16 protein-coding genes are annotated in these 18,176 nt (G+C 34.1%); 8 read left to right on the top strand and 8 right to left on the bottom strand.

Translation table 11 applies throughout. The features are described 5' to 3' along the window. Nucleotides 1-8 precede the first annotated feature (8 nt). Nucleotides 9-560, top strand: coding sequence for an RNA polymerase sigma factor (locus tag HN014_RS07710; RefSeq protein ID WP_176028305.1), 552 nt, complete (start codon nucleotides 9-11; stop codon nucleotides 558-560). Next, entirely contained in the window at nucleotides 557-2,035 is a 1,479-nt protein-coding gene (locus HN014_RS07705; protein ID WP_176028304.1) for an outer membrane beta-barrel protein, read from the top strand. Before HN014_RS07710 ends, HN014_RS07705 begins: the two co-directional genes overlap by 4 nt. Here HN014_RS07705 and HN014_RS07700 read toward each other — a convergent pair. Continuing rightward, nucleotides 2,032-2,715 (bottom strand): lysophospholipid acyltransferase family protein, encoded by a 684-nt coding sequence (locus HN014_RS07700; RefSeq protein WP_368660072.1) that lies wholly within the window; start codon nucleotides 2,713-2,715, stop codon nucleotides 2,032-2,034. The two genes, HN014_RS07705 and HN014_RS07700, sit on opposite strands and share 4 nt — an antisense overlap. Before the next feature lie 151 nt (nucleotides 2,716-2,866). On the opposite strand from HN014_RS07700, the gene trpS reads away from it, so the two are divergent. The 3 genes from trpS to HN014_RS07685 all read left to right on the top strand — a co-directional run bounded on the left by trpS (nucleotide 2,867) and on the right by HN014_RS07685 (nucleotide 8,686). Further along, nucleotides 2,867-3,835, top strand: a complete 969-nt coding sequence (gene trpS, locus HN014_RS07695; RefSeq protein WP_176028302.1) for a tryptophan--tRNA ligase — start codon at nucleotides 2,867-2,869, stop codon at nucleotides 3,833-3,835. Between the two features lie 394 nt (nucleotides 3,836-4,229). Then, nucleotides 4,230-8,246 carry a chemotaxis protein CheB gene (locus HN014_RS07690; RefSeq protein ID WP_176028301.1) on the top strand — a complete coding sequence of 1,339 codons (4,017 nt, stop codon included), beginning with the start codon at nucleotides 4,230-4,232 and terminating at the stop codon, nucleotides 8,244-8,246. Beyond that, on the top strand, nucleotides 8,243-8,686 hold the full coding sequence (locus tag HN014_RS07685) for a response regulator (protein WP_176028300.1): 444 nt from the start codon (nucleotides 8,243-8,245) through the stop codon (nucleotides 8,684-8,686). The genes HN014_RS07690 and HN014_RS07685 overlap by 4 nt, the downstream gene beginning before the upstream one ends. A 176-nt stretch (nucleotides 8,687-8,862) precedes the next feature. Here HN014_RS07685 and HN014_RS07680 read toward each other — a convergent pair whose 3' ends face one another. Then, nucleotides 8,863-9,315: a BLUF domain-containing protein gene (locus tag HN014_RS07680; protein WP_176028299.1), complete on the bottom strand. Its 453-nt coding sequence runs from the start codon at nucleotides 9,313-9,315 to the stop codon at nucleotides 8,863-8,865. Nucleotides 9,316-9,592: 277 nt separating this feature from the next. Between HN014_RS07680 and HN014_RS07675 the strand changes: the two genes are divergently transcribed. Both HN014_RS07675 and HN014_RS07670 read left to right on the top strand, forming a co-directional pair. Beyond that, entirely contained in the window at nucleotides 9,593-10,495 is a 903-nt protein-coding gene (locus HN014_RS07675) for a hypothetical protein (protein ID WP_176028298.1), read from the top strand. A gap of 218 nt (nucleotides 10,496-10,713) precedes the next feature. Beyond that, nucleotides 10,714-11,142 carry a DUF3592 domain-containing protein gene (locus tag HN014_RS07670; RefSeq protein WP_176028297.1) on the top strand — a complete coding sequence of 143 codons (429 nt, stop codon included), beginning with the start codon at nucleotides 10,714-10,716 and terminating at the stop codon, nucleotides 11,140-11,142. A gap of 223 nt (nucleotides 11,143-11,365) precedes the next feature. Here HN014_RS07670 and HN014_RS07665 read toward each other — a convergent pair whose 3' ends face one another. The 6 genes from HN014_RS07665 to HN014_RS07640 form a co-directional block, all read right to left on the bottom strand. Beyond that, nucleotides 11,366-11,761, bottom strand: a complete 396-nt coding sequence (locus HN014_RS07665) for a hypothetical protein (RefSeq protein WP_176028296.1) — start codon at nucleotides 11,759-11,761, stop codon at nucleotides 11,366-11,368. 36 nt (nucleotides 11,762-11,797) lie between these two features. Continuing rightward, entirely contained in the window at nucleotides 11,798-12,817 is a 1,020-nt protein-coding gene (pheS, locus tag HN014_RS07660) for a phenylalanine--tRNA ligase subunit alpha (protein WP_176028295.1), read from the bottom strand. 187 nt (nucleotides 12,818-13,004) lie between these two features. Further along, the gene (locus HN014_RS07655) at nucleotides 13,005-13,361 is read right to left on the bottom strand and encodes a hypothetical protein (protein WP_176028294.1); all 357 of its coding nucleotides are present in this window, start codon (nucleotides 13,359-13,361) and stop codon (nucleotides 13,005-13,007) included. Nucleotides 13,362-13,433: 72 nt separating this feature from the next. Further along, nucleotides 13,434-14,564 (bottom strand): hypothetical protein, encoded by a 1,131-nt coding sequence (locus HN014_RS07650; RefSeq protein WP_176028293.1) that lies wholly within the window; start codon nucleotides 14,562-14,564, stop codon nucleotides 13,434-13,436. Nucleotides 14,565-14,588: 24 nt separating this feature from the next. Beyond that, complete coding sequence (locus HN014_RS07645; RefSeq protein ID WP_176028292.1) at nucleotides 14,589-15,470, bottom strand: sugar-transfer associated ATP-grasp domain-containing protein; 882 nt, start codon at nucleotides 15,468-15,470, stop codon at nucleotides 14,589-14,591. Nucleotides 15,471-15,892: 422 nt separating this feature from the next. Continuing rightward, on the bottom strand, nucleotides 15,893-17,455 hold the full coding sequence (locus HN014_RS07640) for a 7TM domain-containing protein (RefSeq protein ID WP_176028291.1): 1,563 nt from the start codon (nucleotides 17,453-17,455) through the stop codon (nucleotides 15,893-15,895). Between the two features lie 74 nt (nucleotides 17,456-17,529). Here HN014_RS07640 and HN014_RS07635 point away from each other — a divergent pair, with 74 nt between their 5' ends. Continuing rightward, on the top strand, nucleotides 17,530-18,042 hold the full coding sequence (locus HN014_RS07635) for an RNA polymerase sigma factor (RefSeq protein WP_176028290.1): 513 nt from the start codon (nucleotides 17,530-17,532) through the stop codon (nucleotides 18,040-18,042). Nucleotides 18,043-18,176 lie beyond the last annotated feature (134 nt).

Below are 18,176 nucleotides of genomic sequence, written 5' to 3'. Positions count from 1 at the left end.
TAAGAATATTGAGTATAGACCAACTCATACAAAAATGCAAAAAGAAAGACCCAAGAGCACAGGAGCTGCTATACAAACTGTATAGCAGCAAACTGTTTTCTATTTGTCTTAAATACAGCAGTAGCTACACTGCTGCAGAGGACATATTACAAGATGCTTTCATTACTATTTTTGATAAAATTGGTCAGTTTAAAAACAAAGGTTCTTTTGAAGGTTGGCTGAAAAGAATTACGATCAACATAGCTTTACAACAGTACAGAAAACAAAAAGTACTTGAGATCGTTAATGAAGAACAAATAGAAGATATCGAAATAGAAATTGATGAAGAAGAAATCTCTCTAGACTATTTATTAGAGATTATTCAAGAGTTACCTGATAGATATAGACTCGTTTTTAATCTATATGTATTAGACGGATATTCTCATAAAGAGATTGCCGAGATGTTACACATTTCTACCGGAACTTCAAAATCTAACCTGGCGCGAGCCAGATATATATTAAAAGACAAAATAGAAACTATTGAAAAACTAAAGCTTCAACAAGTTGAAGAAAGGAGATGAAAGATAAAAAAAACATAGATAGATTATTTCAGGAAAAATTCAAAGATTTTGAAGTTACTCCTGACCCTGCTGTCTGGGAAAGAATCAAAGTTCAACAACATCAGCGCAAAAAAAGACGTGTTGTTCCTCTTTGGTTCAAAATCGCTGGAGTTGCTGCGATTATTGCTATAATCGTATCAATAAGTATCTCAAAAGAAAATCCGGCAGCCCCTACACAACATATTGTCGTTAATGAACCTCCTGTTCAGAAAACTGACAACACCTCATCTGAAGAAAAACTTTCAAACGACAATCCCGTAGAAAAAATAAAAAACACCTCTTCTAACACTGCTATCGCAAGTGAAAAAGGCACATCCATAGAGTCTAAAAGTACACCCCCTACCCAGAGGGAGTTTCAAACAGCAGAACTACAATCTGCCCCTTCTAACACTCATACCATTTCTTCGAAAACTCGTAGCGCACAACCACTTCTTGCTCATCAAAAAAATATTTCGAAAAAACCAGAGACTCATATACCAGATACTCCCGAGCATATCCCTACCCCTGAAAGTAAAAAAAATACTTTTACCTTTAAAAACAACGATGCTCATCTGAAGGAAAATATTGCTCAAAACAGCACAAAAAAAGACATTGAAGATTCCTCCACTCCAAAAGAAAAAATCTCAGCTTTCATTACAGAAGAGCCTGCTAAAAAGTCAATTTTTGATGCCATTACCGAAAAGGAAACTAACCTTAAAAAAACATCAGAAAAACCTTATAAGAAATGGAGTGTAACCCCTAATGCTGCGCCAGTATATTATGGTTCTGTTGGCAATGGCTCTTCAATAGATCCAGAATTTGCAGACAATAACAAAAGTAGTGATATCAACATCAGCTATGGAGTACAAGTGGCTTATAAAATAAATAAAAAATTAAGCATCCGTTCCGGTGTCAATAAGGTAACGTTGGGATATGGCACAGAAAACGTAGGATACTCTCCTGCGATAATAGGAAACAACCTGGAAAGTATTGATTATGCACCAAACGCAAATGCAATTGTTGTTTCTGATATAAAAACGCCGGTTCCTTCTCCTATATCTCTGGATGGTGAAGCCTTTATATTTTCTAAACAAAATCCTGGGTTACTGAATCAGAACATACGATATATAGAAATCCCTATAGAGTTAAAATACACCCTTACGGATCAAAAAATAGGAATTCATCTGATTGGTGGATTTAGCTCTCTTTTCTTAGATGATAATAGCATCTCTATCAGCTCAGGAGATTTTGAAACGAATATCGGAAAAGCTAATAACATCAACGACATTAGCTATAGTAGCAATCTGGGACTAGGGCTGGACTATAAACTATCTAAGCACTTTTTACTTAATCTGGAACCCATTTTCAAATATCAAATTAATGGCTTTAATAGCAATGCAGAAGATTTCAAACCCTATTATTTTGGAGTATATACCGGAGTAAGCTTCTCTTTTTAAACAGTACCCCCCAACAGGCTTTTCTGGTCACTCTCCAAAGCATGTAGGATTACTGATCTGGAAGCTTCTTTTAATACTTTCTTATCTTCTAAAGAAAGAGTGTTCGTAGGAATTTCTTTATGAACAACAGCTCGCATCACCCCTGGTGACCCGCTAAAAAACGTATAAGAAAATCGTTTCTTATTATCAAAAAATGTCAATGGTAATATCGGAATCTTGTGATCAATTGCCAATCGAAAAGCCCCATCTTTAAACACGTCCAATATTACACGCTCATCATCAGGCACTCCTCCTTCAGGAAAAATACAAATACTAATTCCAGACTGCAATCGTGCCTGCGCCTGAACAAAAACTTCTTTCCTGCTTTTCTGACTACCTCTATCCACCAAAATGCAAGTCCTCTTATAAAAAAAACCAAATACAGGAATTTTCACCAATTCTTTTTTTCCTACAAAAACAAAAGGATTCTTCACACAATACAACATCAACATAATATCAGCCATAGAAGTATGATTGGCTATAAACATATAGCTTTTCTTTCTATCGATGGTAGCTTCTCTGGTTACCTTAGGAAAAAAACCTGTTCCATAAAGTACAATTTTTGCCCAAAATCTAGCCAAAACAAAAAAATAAGGATACCACTGATCCCGGGAAGTAAACAATAATAATAAAGGAAACATTATAATAATAGGAACCCCCATCATTATATAAAACCAGATCCTCCAAAACAGGATGATTATCTTTTTTAAAATTACCATAACTTCAAAAATACATAATTGATTTGAGCTATCTGAACAAAAGATATACCTTTGCGCGAAACCAAAATATATTATGTCACGAATTCTAACAGGCGTACAAAGTACAGGAACTCCACACTTAGGAAACATTCTGGGAGCTATTATGCCGGCTATTGAAATATCTAACCAACCAGAAAATGACTCTTTCCTGTTTATTGCAGACATGCACTCTTTAACCCAAATAAAAGATGCTAAAACACTGCGAGAAAACACCTATTCCACTGCTGCTACCTGGCTTGCCTTTGGACTAGACATTCAAAAAAGTGTATTTTATCGTCAAAGTGATATTCCACAAGTAACAGAACTATCTTGGTATTTAAATTGCTTCTTCCCATATCAAAGGCTTACGCTTGCCCATTCATTCAAGGATAAAGCAGACAGGCTCGAAGATGTAAATGCAGGATTATTTACCTACCCTATGCTCATGGCTGCCGATATTCTACTTTATGATGCAGAAATCGTTCCTGTGGGGAAAGATCAATTACAGCACCTGGAAATTACGCGAGATGTGGCTTCTAGAATACATAACAAAGTAGGAGAAATCTTTGTTCTTCCAGAGGCACAGGTTCAAAAAGAAACAATGTATGTCCCCGGAACTGACGGCTCTAAAATGAGTAAGTCCAAAGGAAATATCATCAATTTGTTTTTACCAGACAAAAAACTGCGAAAACAAATTATGGCTATAGAAACCGACAGCCTTCCTCTTGAAGCACCTAAAGATCCTGATACTTGTAATGTGTTTTCACTATATAAACTCTTAGGCTCTCCTGCAGAGATCGCTGAAATGAGAAATAACTATACCGGAGGAAACTATGGGTATGGTCATGCAAAACAAGCTTTATACGAATTACTGATCACCAAATTCGAACAGCCTAGAGAACGCTATGACTACTATATGAATAATCTAAATGAAATTGACGAAGCATTGGAGATCGGTGCTAAAAAAGCTACTAAAATAGCAAATGAGGTATTAAATCGAGTTAGAGAGAAAATGGGATATTAAAAAGCCCATCAAAAGAATACACTACATTCCTTAAATTCTAAAAAATTAAAATACATCCCCTGCCATGTTGATATCATTATATCAGCGTGGCAGTATTTTTAGCATTATACTGTACTGCATAATTTCGACATGTTCTAACTCCTCTTCCTTCTGTCTTTTTATTGGCTAAAAATTACCTTATTGTATTCTTTGGTTGTCCTTCAGATTTTGCAAAACACCAAAAAAGACATAAAAACTTCTTCTGAGTACACAAAAACCTTAACACCTATAAAATAACAAGTTACTAATTATAAAAAACAGATAGTTTTACCTGTTTTTAGGACTCCTATTTTTCCTTAAATTAAAATACCAAACTCCACATTCTGAACTCAATACACTAATTTAAATTTTTTCCATGGAAAAAGAAATCCTTGAAACAAAGGAAAATACAACCCAGAAACCTACATCTATTATTGGCATAGGAGCTTCTGCCGGAGGATTAAATGCGTTACAAAAATTCTTAAACAACTGCCCTAAGAACACAGGATTTTCCTTTGTCATCATCCAACACTTATCTCCTGATTATAAAAGTGTAATGCCAGAACTACTATCCAAGCACACCAATATGATTATTAGTGAGATAGAAGAAGGAGATGTTTTGAGACCTAACCATATTTATTTTATCCCTGGAAACAAAAATATTATTATCAAAAACAAAAAGCTTTGGTTAACCGCCAGATCTTCTTCCAATCTGGCGAACTTTTCTATTGACATTTTTTTTAAGTCATTAGCAGAAGATCAAAAAGAAAAGGCAATTGGAGTTATCCTTTCTGGCACAGGTTCTGATGGCACAAAAGGAGCCAAAGCCATTAAAGAAGTTGGAGGTACATTATTTGTCCAAACACCTGAAGATTCGAAGTTCGATGGAATGCCCATGAGTGTAATATCGAATGGACTAAGTGATTTTATACTGCCTGTCAAAGAAATTCCCGAACAATTAGTGTCTTATGTCCAAAACCTTAAAACACATCATGATATTTCCTCTATAAATGAAGGAGAGGAAGATTTTCTAGTAACTATTCTCAAAATATTAAAAAACCATATTGGATACGATTTCTTTTTTTATAAAAAACCAACCCTATCTAGACGTATAACCAAACGTATCAATATTACAAAAAGCCCTTCTACTCTAAAGTACATTGAACTATTAAAAAATGATGCCGAAGAAAAATTTATTTTAGCACATGAATTTTTAATAGGCGTTACTTCTTTTTTTAGGGACAAAGAAGCTTTTAATATCCTTCAAAAGAAAGTAATTCCGGCAATTGTTAGCAAGAAATTAAAAGATAAAAACAGCGACCAAATTAAAATATGGGTCATTGCTTGTTCTACAGGAGAAGAGGCTTATTCTTTAGCCATTTTATTTGAAGAGTATTTCCGAGCAAAAAAGATCAATTCAATTGGATATAAAATTTTTGCCACTGATATTAATCAACGTTCTATCAATACCGCCTCTAAAGGGATTTATCACAATATCGAGCACGAAGTTTCTAAAGAAAGAATAGACAATTATTTCGTAAAAAAAGATAACGGGTATCAGATATCTCCGATTATCCGTCAGAATATTATATTTTCCAAACACGATATATTAAACAACCCTCCTTTTAACAAAGTTGATTTTGTTTCCTGTAGAAACATGCTTATCTATATGGAGAACAACATTCAAAACCAAGTATTAACTAATATTCATTACGCTCTTAATCAACATGGATACCTTTTCTTAGGTAATTCTGAAAGCCTTGGTTTACTCGATAAAAATTTTGACAAAACAGACACTAAATGGAAAATATTCTACAAAACAATAAGTCCTGAAATCACCTCAGCGAATACCAAAGAAAACTGGAGAATCTATAAAGATGATCTGAAAAAATCTCCAAGCAATAGAATTCAGCGTCCGTTTACTGATAAAATAGAAAAGTTGATTAATCAAACCTTAATCAACGAAACAAAAACAGTAAGTATATGTGTCGATAAAAATTATGAAATTATCCAGGCATTTGGAGAAGTAAAAAAATACCTTCATTTTCCTGAAGAAGGGTTTTCTAGCAATCTGCTCAAAATGCTCTCTAACGATTATAGTGTTCCCATTCTTACCAGTATTAGAAAACTACTGTCCAGCAAAAAAACTACCTGCAAAAAAAAGGTAACTCTTATTCAGCGAAACAAAATAAAAGTAGTCTCAATAGTCATTCAATCTATAAAAACAATGACTGATAACAACCCTGTTTTTATTGTAACATTTATCGAAGAACTTCACAGAAAAGTCACTGCAAAAGAAAAGCAACAATCCATAGATCTCAGGTTTTCTCAGAAAAAAGAAGTGGATGAATTAGAACAGGCACTTACAGAAACCAGAGAAAGCCTACAAGCTTCTATAGAAGAACTGGAAACTTCCAACGAAGAAATGCAAGTGACTAATGAAGAATTATTGGCGTCTAATGAAGAACTTCAAAGCACCAATGAAGAACTTCAATCTGTCAACGAAGAATTACATACAGTCAATGGTGAACTACAAGAAAAGAACACCTTGCTTATGGAACTCAACTCCGATATTGAGAATTTGGTAAAAAACACAAATATTGGAACTATATTCCTGGACAAAGAATTAAAAATAAGAAAGTTTACCCCATTAATCAATGAGCATTTTCAACTGAGGGTTGAAGATATCGGTCGTCCAATTCACCATTTTTCGGGAACATTAGGAGGCGATAACCTTGCTGAATTTTCCAAGATTGTTATAGAAACTCATGAACCTTATAAAAAAGAGGTTCAAAATGCTAAAGGAATCTGGTTTATGATGGAGATTGTGCCTTATAAATACCATGGGGACACCATTAGAGGAGCTGTAGTAAACTTTATCAATATTCACAATATAAAGTCTATCATGTATGACAAGGAGCGTCTCAACGATTTCCTAACACATATTATGAATGCCAATCCTGCCATCATATATATTTACGACCCTCATAATGATCAGTATATTTACAGTAGTGGCAGTATATGGACAGAAGCAGGATACACTCCTGATGATATCAGCTCCCTGGGGAATCATTTCCTAGAAAAAATCATTCACCCAGATGATTATCCAAAGGTTATTGATCATTATGCAAAATTAAAGCATATAACAGAAAAAGAAACTTTCCAAATCGAATACCGGGTTTTAAAAAAAGAAAAACCTGAGTATATATGGATTTTATGTACTGATAAATTAAATGAAAAAGAAGAAGACGGACGTGTAAACAGCATTTTAGGAATTGCGAATGTAATCACTAAGGCAAAAGACATGGAACAGCAACTAAAAGAAAGTGAAGAACGCTTTAGGTTAGCAATTATGGGATCAGGAGCAGGTCTCTGGGAATGGAGTAACCCTGAAACTGATGCTGCCTGGTGGTCAGAAGAATTCCAGAAACTATTAGGATATTCCATTAATGAAACGCCATCAAATTTTACATTTCTCAGAAAATTAATCCACCCTAATCAGTTAACAAGTTTTGAAAAAGGATTAGAAAATCATATCAAAAACGGGGATTTATTCAAACAAGAAGTTCAAATAAAAACCAAAAAAGACGGATATCGATGGTTTCTGATCAATGCACAGGCTTTACTAAATCATAAAAAGCAAGTTCAGAAAATCGTAGGAACACTCATGGATGTCGACTACAGAAAAAAGGCTGAACACAAACTCAATGAATTAAACGAAGAACTGGAACGTTTTGCTTACTTAGCCAGCCACGATCTAAAAGAACCTTTACGAACCATTACTAATTTTACAGGGCTCTTTAAATCTGAATATGAAGATCTTTTTGATGAAGAAGCTAATAAATATCTGGAGTTTATAGAAAATGCATCTAATAGAATGATTACGTTGACAAATGACCTTCTCGTTTACTCTCAATTGGATGACAAATCATTAACCTTTGAAGCTGTGGATCTCAATATACTTATGAAAGAAGTCTTAGATGATTTACAACAACCAATATCAGAAAACAACACTATCATTAATATAAAGAAACTACCAACTATAATATGTGACAAAATACAAATAAGACAATTATTCCAAAACCTATTATCTAACAGCATTAAATACCGAAACCCAAACACCTCCATTATTGACATTGGATACAAAAAGGAAAAGTCATTCTGGAAATTTCATGTCAAGGATAACGGGATAGGAATCGACCCTAAGAATCATAAAAAAGTTTTTGAAGTATTCAAACGCCTACATGGAAGAAATGAATATGAAGGAACAGGCATTGGTCTTGCAAATTGCAAGCGAATTATTGATAATCATAAAGGAAATATTTGGGTAGAATCTCTTAAAGAAAAGGGAGCTACCTTTTATTTTACTATTTTAAAAACTAATAAAACATGAAAAAGGTAAACTGTATTTTATTAGTAGACGATAGTCCTTCTACTAATTTTTTTAACAAGAAGCTAATTCAGGTAGCAGATATTGCTAATGAAGTATACGAGGCACTTAATGGAATTGAAGCACTTGATTTTTTATTAAAACAAGGGAAATTTTCTGAAGAACACTCTTCTAAAAAGTTCCCCCGTCCTAACATTATTTTTCTGGATATTAATATGCCGTTAATGGATGGTTTCGAATTTCTGGAACACTATTCCAAAATCAAGAAAAAAGTAAGAGCAGATATGATTGTTGTGTTCCTTACTACCTCTAACTGGTGCAAAGACAGAATAAAAGCCTTAGACAATACATTAATATTCGATTACATAGAAAAACCTTTGGAACTCTCTAAATTAAAAACGATTGCCAAACATTACATTAACAACTTCGAAGTACTGCATTAAAATCTAAGACCTTTATACACCTATCAGACAAACTATTTATATCCGTATTGCCTGATAGATATTCTATGCCGTATCACATCAATCTAAGTACGATACATTTATATAGAAACAAAGGTAGTTGGGTAAACCCTCATACAGCTTGAGTCTCGATTATCGAGTAGGTTTACTGAATTAGCTTAATAATACATTAGTTTATTTCTGAATTGAGATAGTTTATTTACCATTTCCCAAATGTGGTCTTCATTTATTCTGGAGCTATTATACCCTTGTATTTTATTTTTCTCATGATATTGCAAATAGTCCATTAGAATATTCTCCATTTTTATCTGGATTAGGGAATTTTTTGTCAATCGATGCATATGCCAGGATGGAAATTTCCTTTCTTCTATCCCATCTATAGATTGGAAACTTAGTAGCTTATGCCTTTTGTCGTTTGAAATATTTTCAAACAACTGATCCATTTCTTTTTCTTCTCCTTCTATGTATTGCAAGAAATACCCTTTCTCATAATACAGATATCCACTTATTCCGTGTTGTTCGTTCATACCAGATGCCATATCTGATAATTCTTTCTGTTGTTCCGGAGTAAACTGATCAACAGCTTGACTCACATATACAATTCCTTTCATTGTGTTTTAAGAGGTTTATTAGTCTAAGTAATTTACTGTTTTTTTTCATCAAACACTATAAAAAACACAGCTGTTTTGCCGTCAGTTATGAAACATTTAACAAAAAAGATTACTCAGTATTAAACAGCTAAGGTATTTTACACCTATGCTCAAATTAAATATTTACCTATTAAGAGTAAACTACCTCGAGGCAAGCCCACGAAATATTTGTTGAAAACAAGGCAAGCCTTGGGATAGTATACACTTTGGCAGTGTCAATAAAACAATACCTTACAGAATGAATCGAATACTATATGTAATAACACTAATACTGATCTCTCAAATAATATATGCTCAGAATAACAAAACCTTGAGTAAGAAGCTTTGGACACAAGCACAAAGCTGCTACTCAATGCTTGAAGATATGGACGGTGATGGCAATGTGGACTATGATGAAATTATAGATGACTCCAAAAACGGATATTTAAAAATTTCAGGGAGTTTTCCTACTTGTGGCTGTAACTGTGAAAATACTATTGGTGCCTATAAGACCAGCAAAAATAAGTACATTTTTATAAAAGAATACTCCTGGAGTTGTTCCTGGAAAAAAGGCATTAGTCTAAGTGACAGTGTAAACAAAATATTCCCATTTGATTTTGAAGCAGAAGGTTTTTTTCAAAAGAAAATAGATAATCCAAATCACATTGCTGCTTTCTATCTTGATTTTGAAATTCCCAGAAAAGGAACAGATACAAAAGTTATGATACAGCTTATTCCATTAGGGTTACGAGTTGAAAGTGAAAGAAATATTGAATTTAGCTACACTGAAGAAAACAGGTTTTCATACAGTGACAACCTAGCTGAGATACAAAGAATTGCTTCCCAAATTAAAAACAATAAAACAATAACACATTTATTGAACAGGGACTTTGACAATATTACAGAAGAAGACCGTAAAATTATTAGAGAAGCAATTGGCAAAAATGACAATAGGTTTGAAAGCAGAGAGACATTAATTAAATGCCTACAAGAATTAAAGCAAATTTATGATTTATACACTCAAATAAAATATGAATGGCTTATTCTAGGGTGGGATAGAAACAATGGAAAGTTCTACATTAAAGAAAAAGGAAAAAGAACAGAAAGTCATTCATTTATAGCATTCCTAAAAAATAGCCCGATATGGAATGCCGTATGTTGATCAATCATATTTCCTTATCGAATAGATCATACCCCTCGAGACTAAGGACGTATGCTTTTCAAGTCACCAGACACACAAAAACCCTTTTTCATTTAGAAGATGGAGATGGTTTGGACAGCCGTACCCCCTTACAATTCTCCTCTTGACATAAAGACTTTTACACTTAGACTTCTTCCCTAAGAAGCAATAACTATCACTTTTAATAAACCACAACCAATATGAAATATATGACTCTTTTTCCGGTACTTGTACTATTAACCATAGCCATAGTCTTTATAACAGTTAGTATAAGGTATTTGAAAAGGTTGAATCGCATGATCAAAAAAGGAACAATAATAGATGCTACAATCATAGACTATGTAGAACATTATATGGACGATCACTTTAAATATTTTCCAAAAGTCACTTTCAAGAATAAAAAAGGAAAAAACATTACTACAAGATTAGAAACGGGATATGGCGCTCCTAAAAATAACATTGGCACAACAGTAAAAGTATTATACACTATAGATGAATCAGGACATTATGATGTATTATCTTCACTTCGGGGGTGGAAATGGTTTGGCTATAGCTTTATGATCCTTGGGATTATTAGTTTAATTTGGGGACTCTGGACACTATATGTGAACTATCAAAGCATTCCGTAGATTTATCTACTTCAAAAGTAGCCATTATCGCAATTAATATAATACATAATGAAATATCCCCAGATGATTTCCTCGTAATCGACCTATAATAAAAAAAAGAAACTGTCTCTTCAGGCAGTTTCTTTTTTTTATTATAATTTAGACATATAGTCAGCTATCCAACACAATGCTGCTCAACAGCAAGGGTTAAAACATCCCTATACGTATATTCTTTTTAGATAGTTTACTTAACAAGAACTCCTTTTTGATCCATTACCGGAAGATCCTGAAAGGCATTTTCATTAATTGTATTTTTTTTGAAAACATATTTTTTATCAAATAGTTTCCCTTCGGCAAAAAAAGTAACCGAAAACTCGTTATTCATGGCTAGTAGTTCTTCCTGAAGCATTTCAATCTTCGCAGAGGATTTGGCTGCTATGGTTCCAATCCCATGTCGTAATAAGGATGTTTTCCGATCCTTATCATATCCTTTTGTAACCACCAAAACCATCTCTATAGGAGTATCCCTATCATTAATGATATACGAATTCCAATCCCGAGCTAAAAATTCCTCATTCCATTCTCTTACAACGGCAATATATACGTTCTCTACTCTTGGGATTTCAATATCTTTCCTCATACATTTCTTTTCTTTAACAAAATACAATATGTGATATTACAATACCGATTTGAACTGTTCTAAGAAGCGAAGATCATTTTCACTCAACATTCTGATATCCGAGATTCCGTATAGTAATAATGCGATCCGGTCTATCCCCATCCCAAAAGCAAAACCACTATATTCCTCAGGATCGATATTACAGTTCCTTAAAACATTCGGGTCAACCATTCCACATCCCATTATCTCTAACCAACCAGTACCTTTGGTCATTTTATAATCTGTTTCTGTTTCCAATCCCCAATACACATCTACCTCAGCACTTGGCTCGGTAAACGGGAAATAAGAAGGTCGTAATCGTATTTTAGACTTCCCGAACATCTCTGTAGTAAAATACTGTAATGTCTGTTTTAAATCTGCAAAAGAAACATCTTTATCAATATAGAGTCCTTCTACCTGATGAAAAAAACAGTGCGATCTTGCAGAAATTGCTTCATTTCGATATACTCTACCCGGAGAAATCGTACGAATAGGTGGTTGATTGTTCTCCATATAACGCACCTGTACGGAAGAGGTATGTGTCCGTAATAAAATATCAGGATCTGTCTGAATAAAAAAGGTATCCTGCATATCTCTTGCCGGATGGTATTCGGGTAAATTTAACGCCGTGAAATTATGCCAGTCATCTTCAATCTCTGGTCCTTCGCTCACATTAAATCCTATACGAGAAAAAATATCAATAATCTGATTCTTAACCAATGAAATCGGATGTCTGGTTCCCAGAGAAACCGGATCCGAAGGACGTGTCAAATCTCCGTAACTTCCTTTTTCTTCTTCCTTGGATTCCAACGTGTTTTTTAAGCTGTCTACGCGTTCTAAAGCAACATTTTTCAGCGTGTTCACCACCTGACCAAATTCTTTTTTCTGCTCATTTGCAACATTTTTAAATTCCGAAAAAAAATCATTAACCAATCCTTTTTTTCCTAAGAATTTTATTCTGAATGCTTCTAATTCTTCCTTGGTCTTTGCCTGAAATTTTTCTACTTCTTCAATGTGCTCTTTGATCTTATCAATCATGGTGTTTTTCTTATATAGGACAGCAAATTTAAGGAATTTCAAGAATCAAATTCAGGATTCTTTCCCGATATTTTGATATTCTGGTATATCGAAACAAAAACGATCCTTATTTCTCATCAAAAAACACTGATAAAAAATAAGGATCATTTTTATATAGCTGAATTAAAACTCTTAATTCCTGCCTTATTCAACGAATATATTCGTTTTCTAAAAAATAGGTGACGATGGCCTCTTTCATCAGGATCGATTGTTCTCCTGATTTTAGATTCGGTAATCTTTCTTTTATTTTATAATGTGGCCACCCTTCCTGGTCAAAATAGTCGAATTCATAGTACCCATATGGTTCTAACAATCTACAAATAGCAATATGCATGAGGTCTAGCTTCTCATCTTTTTTAAAACTTCGATGGACCTGACCAAGCTCCTGAACTCCAATAAGGTAAATGATCGAATCTAAATCCAAGGTATCTCCATCTGCAAATTGATCGGACAATTTTTTGACCACTGTCTTCCACCTCTCCTTCAATTGTTCATCTCTGGACATAAGTCAATTATTTTGTTAAAGCACAAAAATAATGCTTCATCCATAAATCCATATTGTATTTGCTAATAAATCTTAAAATTTTGACAATATTCCTATGCCTACATATTGATTTCTATAGTTTCTAAATGATCGAGCGGCAATATCTGTATAATTTGTTTTTCTGATTCTAGAAAAAACAGTAGCTGTAAAAAACAAATTCCTTCCTATTTTATGCGCTCCGTTTAGTCCGAAATTGGCATATCCATAAGTTATCTTCTCCCCGGTTTTCCCTTCATTATCTCTTGCCTCTAAATCTGAATACTCTCTGGTGATATACGAAAAAGATGTTCTTATAGTTGTTGTTTTATCATCGTATTTCAATCCTATTTTTGGTCCGTATTGTTTAAATCCAGAACGCCCTGAGGAATTATCTATTCTCACATAATATGTATATCCTGGTTTGAACTCCAGTACTTTACTTACCGGAAGCCCGTAATTCAATACTCCTTTGACATAATCCCAATCCCTGATTCCTTCCGGGGTAGAAGAGTCCCCATTATAGGTATCATACATCCGCTTTTTTAATGTAATAGAAAGCCCCAGCGTATGTGTTAATTTTCTAGTTCTGAATTTCTGTACAGAAGAGATTGTCCCTCCATATTCCTGATATTGTAAATCCCGTACTCCAAATGCATCAAAATCTTTGAAGTTATAAAACGCCTCCAATTTTAACTCATTTCTTCTAATCAACCCAAAAAAGACCCCAGAAGAAACTCCATAATTAGAAAACCCCAATGGGTTTATCAATACATCTTGACTTCCTCCCAATCCTTCTCTGTTCATTCTTTCGAATCGTCCTTCGACAAATGCTCCTGACTTTCTACTAAACTTATGTTCATAATTTGCCTTTGTTTTTAAATTCCAATAGCTATCATCTATGTTTTCATAGAAAATACGTGAAGACGGATTAATTGCGAACCGAAGCTTATTCTTTCTGGATTTATAGCGATAGTTATATTTCATTTCCAGGTCCTGATACAAACTACTGGAGATAAGGTCTTCTTTATGCAATATTTCTTCTCCAACACTAATTTCTGTAGGGCTTCTAAAATAATTATACTCATACCCGCCTGATGTCCCCGCTTCAAATTTGTGCTTCCCTTGCGAGAAAACAATGGCATTACTACTTATCAGAATAAAAAGGCTTATTAATCTATTCATCATGTTTCTTTTACTATTGTATTTTTATTAATTGTTATATGAGGTACCGGCTTTTTTCAAGCCTTTTTTATTAACTAACTGAATAGCTAATCCTGGTCGAACATTAATTTCCATTATTTGGGGACCTTTGTCCTTATCGATAACAATATCAACTCCTAAATATTTATGAGGAAAAGCTTTGGCCGTTGCAATAGATATTTCAAGGATTTTATCCCAATATGGAATAGCTACTCCTGAAACAATTGCTTTGCTATCCGGATGGCAATTATAATACCGGTGCCCATCATATACCTCTGATAAAGTTCCTTTCTCCATATCAACTCCAATCCCAATCCCCTCCTGATGTAAGTTTGCTTTTCCGTCAGATCTGTCAGTCGGCATCCTGAGCATGGACATAATTGGAACATGATTCAGTAAAATGACTCTAAAATCAGGAACACCCTCTGGATATATTTCATGAAAAAAAGGATGAGGCTCAATACATTCTTCTATTAATACCTTATCATCTGATCCCAGAGAGAAAAAACCCATTATAATGGCTGCCATATGCTGAAAAATTTCTCGTTCTTCGACAACTCTTCCTCCACTGATCCACTTGTCGTTCTCATTCTTTTTTAAAATCATAATCCCACCACCACCGGATCCTTTTGCTGGCTTAATAGCAATCTTATCATACATGGAACAATTTTTCCACTTCCTTCTGATTTCACTATTGCTTCGGATTACTTCGTATGTTTGGGCACAAGGAATATTGCTCATTTGCAACACTTCTTTAGTCAGCACTTTATCATCTGCCAACACATAATATTCCCTCGGGTTATTAGGGTAAATCAGTTTTAAATTTCGTTCATTCAACCCCACAATTCCGGAGGTCTTATGTGCTCTGATATTTAATAATTTACTCAACATAGCATTTTTATTTAATGGGTTGTTTTAGGTTAATGGGACAATACGTTGATCAGTTTTAAAGAGCCTTATTATCAGTATGTGTGTTTTACATTTTATTCGTTGTTTTGATTGTTTTCTATTAAAAAAACCAGGATGATTCACAGGGATTCCGCAATCAATAAAAAGGTTATATTGAATACATGTTTAAACTAATTTATCGCTACAACAAATCTGTTTACTACTAATACCCTATATTATGACCCCTACTCACAGCGCCTGGTTTTTAATTAATGATGTATACTCCCTATGAGCTTCCTGCAAGCGATCTTTGCAGTGCCCATAAAAGCATGTTTTTTTATTCGTGTGAATTATAGTTTTTCGCGAAGCATTTTTTTTACATTTCCCCTACTTCTATAACTATAGCATCTTCTTCTTAATTAGTTTTAGTTTAGTATCGACCTGAAGCGATAAAACTCTACCCATCGAATTCCGATATATCGTCCCAGACAGGTGGAAGCCACAATAACCAGAAGGATTAATTCCGGAAATACAATTAAAACAGACGGCAACCATGGTCGGGAGACAACTACATAACAAATCACAGTTGCTAACAAGGTTTGTAAAAGTCGATCAATCGCTGTCCTATACCCTTCTTCTATAATGGTTCTGGAAAATCGTTCTGATGTGATGGTCAGAATAATAATCGGAAAGGTGGCAAAAGTGGTCAGCCAGGGAATTTCATTTTTCATACCTATATAAATTGCTCCAATCATAATGGAGACAATAATAACAAGAGAAATGACCAATTTCGGAGTATACAACAACCCCATTCTATCAAAAGGATAAGAGACTAACCCTACACAAAGAATCAGTGCTATTAAAGAAAGTACCCCTACAAAAACCCCTATTTTCATCAAGGAAAAAGCTATTAAAACCGGTAGAAATACTCCAAACGTCTTAATTCCTACTATGTTTTTTAGAAAAGCGACCAACAAACCTCCTATTGGTAATAACAATAACAGATGAATTGGAAATTGTTTTGCATTTCCTTCTATCAGACTCCATAAAGTAAATCCGGTAAGACTCTTTAATTCGTCTGATGTCATATTGAAAAAAGGAATCTGGTATACTTTTTTTATTTGATACTCATAATCAAACTGAATACGAGGTGTGTGCGTTATCAAAAATTCATCTCCGTTATAAATCTCTAAATAATTTGATGGCAGATATGCGTAGTGATTATTCAGTGCATCAAAAGGCACCCACTCTTTATTGATCCATAACTCTGCCCATACATGAGAAACTCTTTTATTTACATTTTGCAAAATGATCCCTCCTTTAATCCTCGCGGCATATCCAGCACTCCTACACAATGCTACAAAAAGTCGACTCTTTCCATTACACGAAGCTCTGTTCTGCTCTATAGCAGTTAAGGCATCTGTCAGCGTAATAATAGGGGCCGAAGGTATTGAGAGTACATACTCATAATATGCACTGATTCGTTCTTTATCGTTTTTTGCTGAGCTTCCCAGCTGTATGGCTAATTGTTTAATTCGGTCGTCATCTGATTGGATATACTTACCCGGTCGAAGATACTCTGCATCTGTAGACATATCCCGAGAGAAATTAGCAGGAATAGAGAATTCTTTTGCTTTTCCTTCGAATGTAAATTCATAGTTCAATGAATAATATGAATCTGATAGTTCTGTTTCCCAATGCCCTCTATTGTTCCCTTTATAGTCTGTTATTTCAGAAAAGACGAGTGTACTATCCTTACTTACATTTTCTACAGAAATTCGCTGTCTGTCATTTGTTTGTGGTAAATATGTTTTTACATAAGTATTCGCATCAGAAGATTTTAGAAAATAATCATATGTAACCGTGTACACTTCTTCTGCATTGAATGCGTCATAGCTTTTTAGAATAGGGTCTAATTTGAAGCTAATAGATACGACAACCACTATCAGAATTGACATCAAAAGAACAATATTTGTTTTAAAACTCATAAACTGCTATTTTTGGCTTTATAACAGGTGAAAGGGGATACACCCTACCTTAAAACCTTCTTTTTTTTATTGTAATGACCCCGTCGCCTAAATCAATCTGTGAGAAAAAAGTCTTTACCGAAGTGTTCGAAACGAATGCCGAATCCCTGCGTAATTATATGTATTACAAATGTGGAGATGTCGATCAGGCAGAGGATTTAATACAGGAAGCATTCATCAAACTTTGGGATAATTGTAAAAAAATTATTTATGAAAAATCAAAAGCTTTTTTGTACAAGGTCGCTAACAATCTTTTTTTAAATCAGGTTGCTCATAAAAAGATAAAATTACACTATGCGAGTTTACCGCATACAGATAAAAACCTCGAATCTCCAGATTTTATTATTGAAGAAAAAGAGTTCATGGATAAGTTACAACGATCCATCTCTCAACTTCCTGATGGACAACGTGAGGTTTTTTTATTAAACAGAATTGACAAGAAAACATATAGGGAAATCGCAGAAATGCTGGAAATATCCGTTAAGGCCGTTGAAAAAAGAATGCACAATGCCTTAAAATCATTGCGAAAAACCATAAAAAACATATAGGCAAACCATATTTTATCAAAATAAAGGTAGGGTATTTAGCTTATGAATTGTTTAGATAGTAAACCTCCTCTGTGTATACATGCGAGGAATTACATAAGAAATGCTTTTTTGATTTCTAGGGGATCCTTAAAGCA

The sequence above is a fragment of the Aquimarina sp. TRL1 genome (genome assembly GCF_013365535.1).
GTDB classification, from domain to species: Bacteria; Bacteroidota; Bacteroidia; order Flavobacteriales; family Flavobacteriaceae; genus Aquimarina; species Aquimarina hainanensis.
Note: the sequence above shows the minus strand (reverse complement) of the source record. Positions and strands in the feature narration are given on the sequence as shown.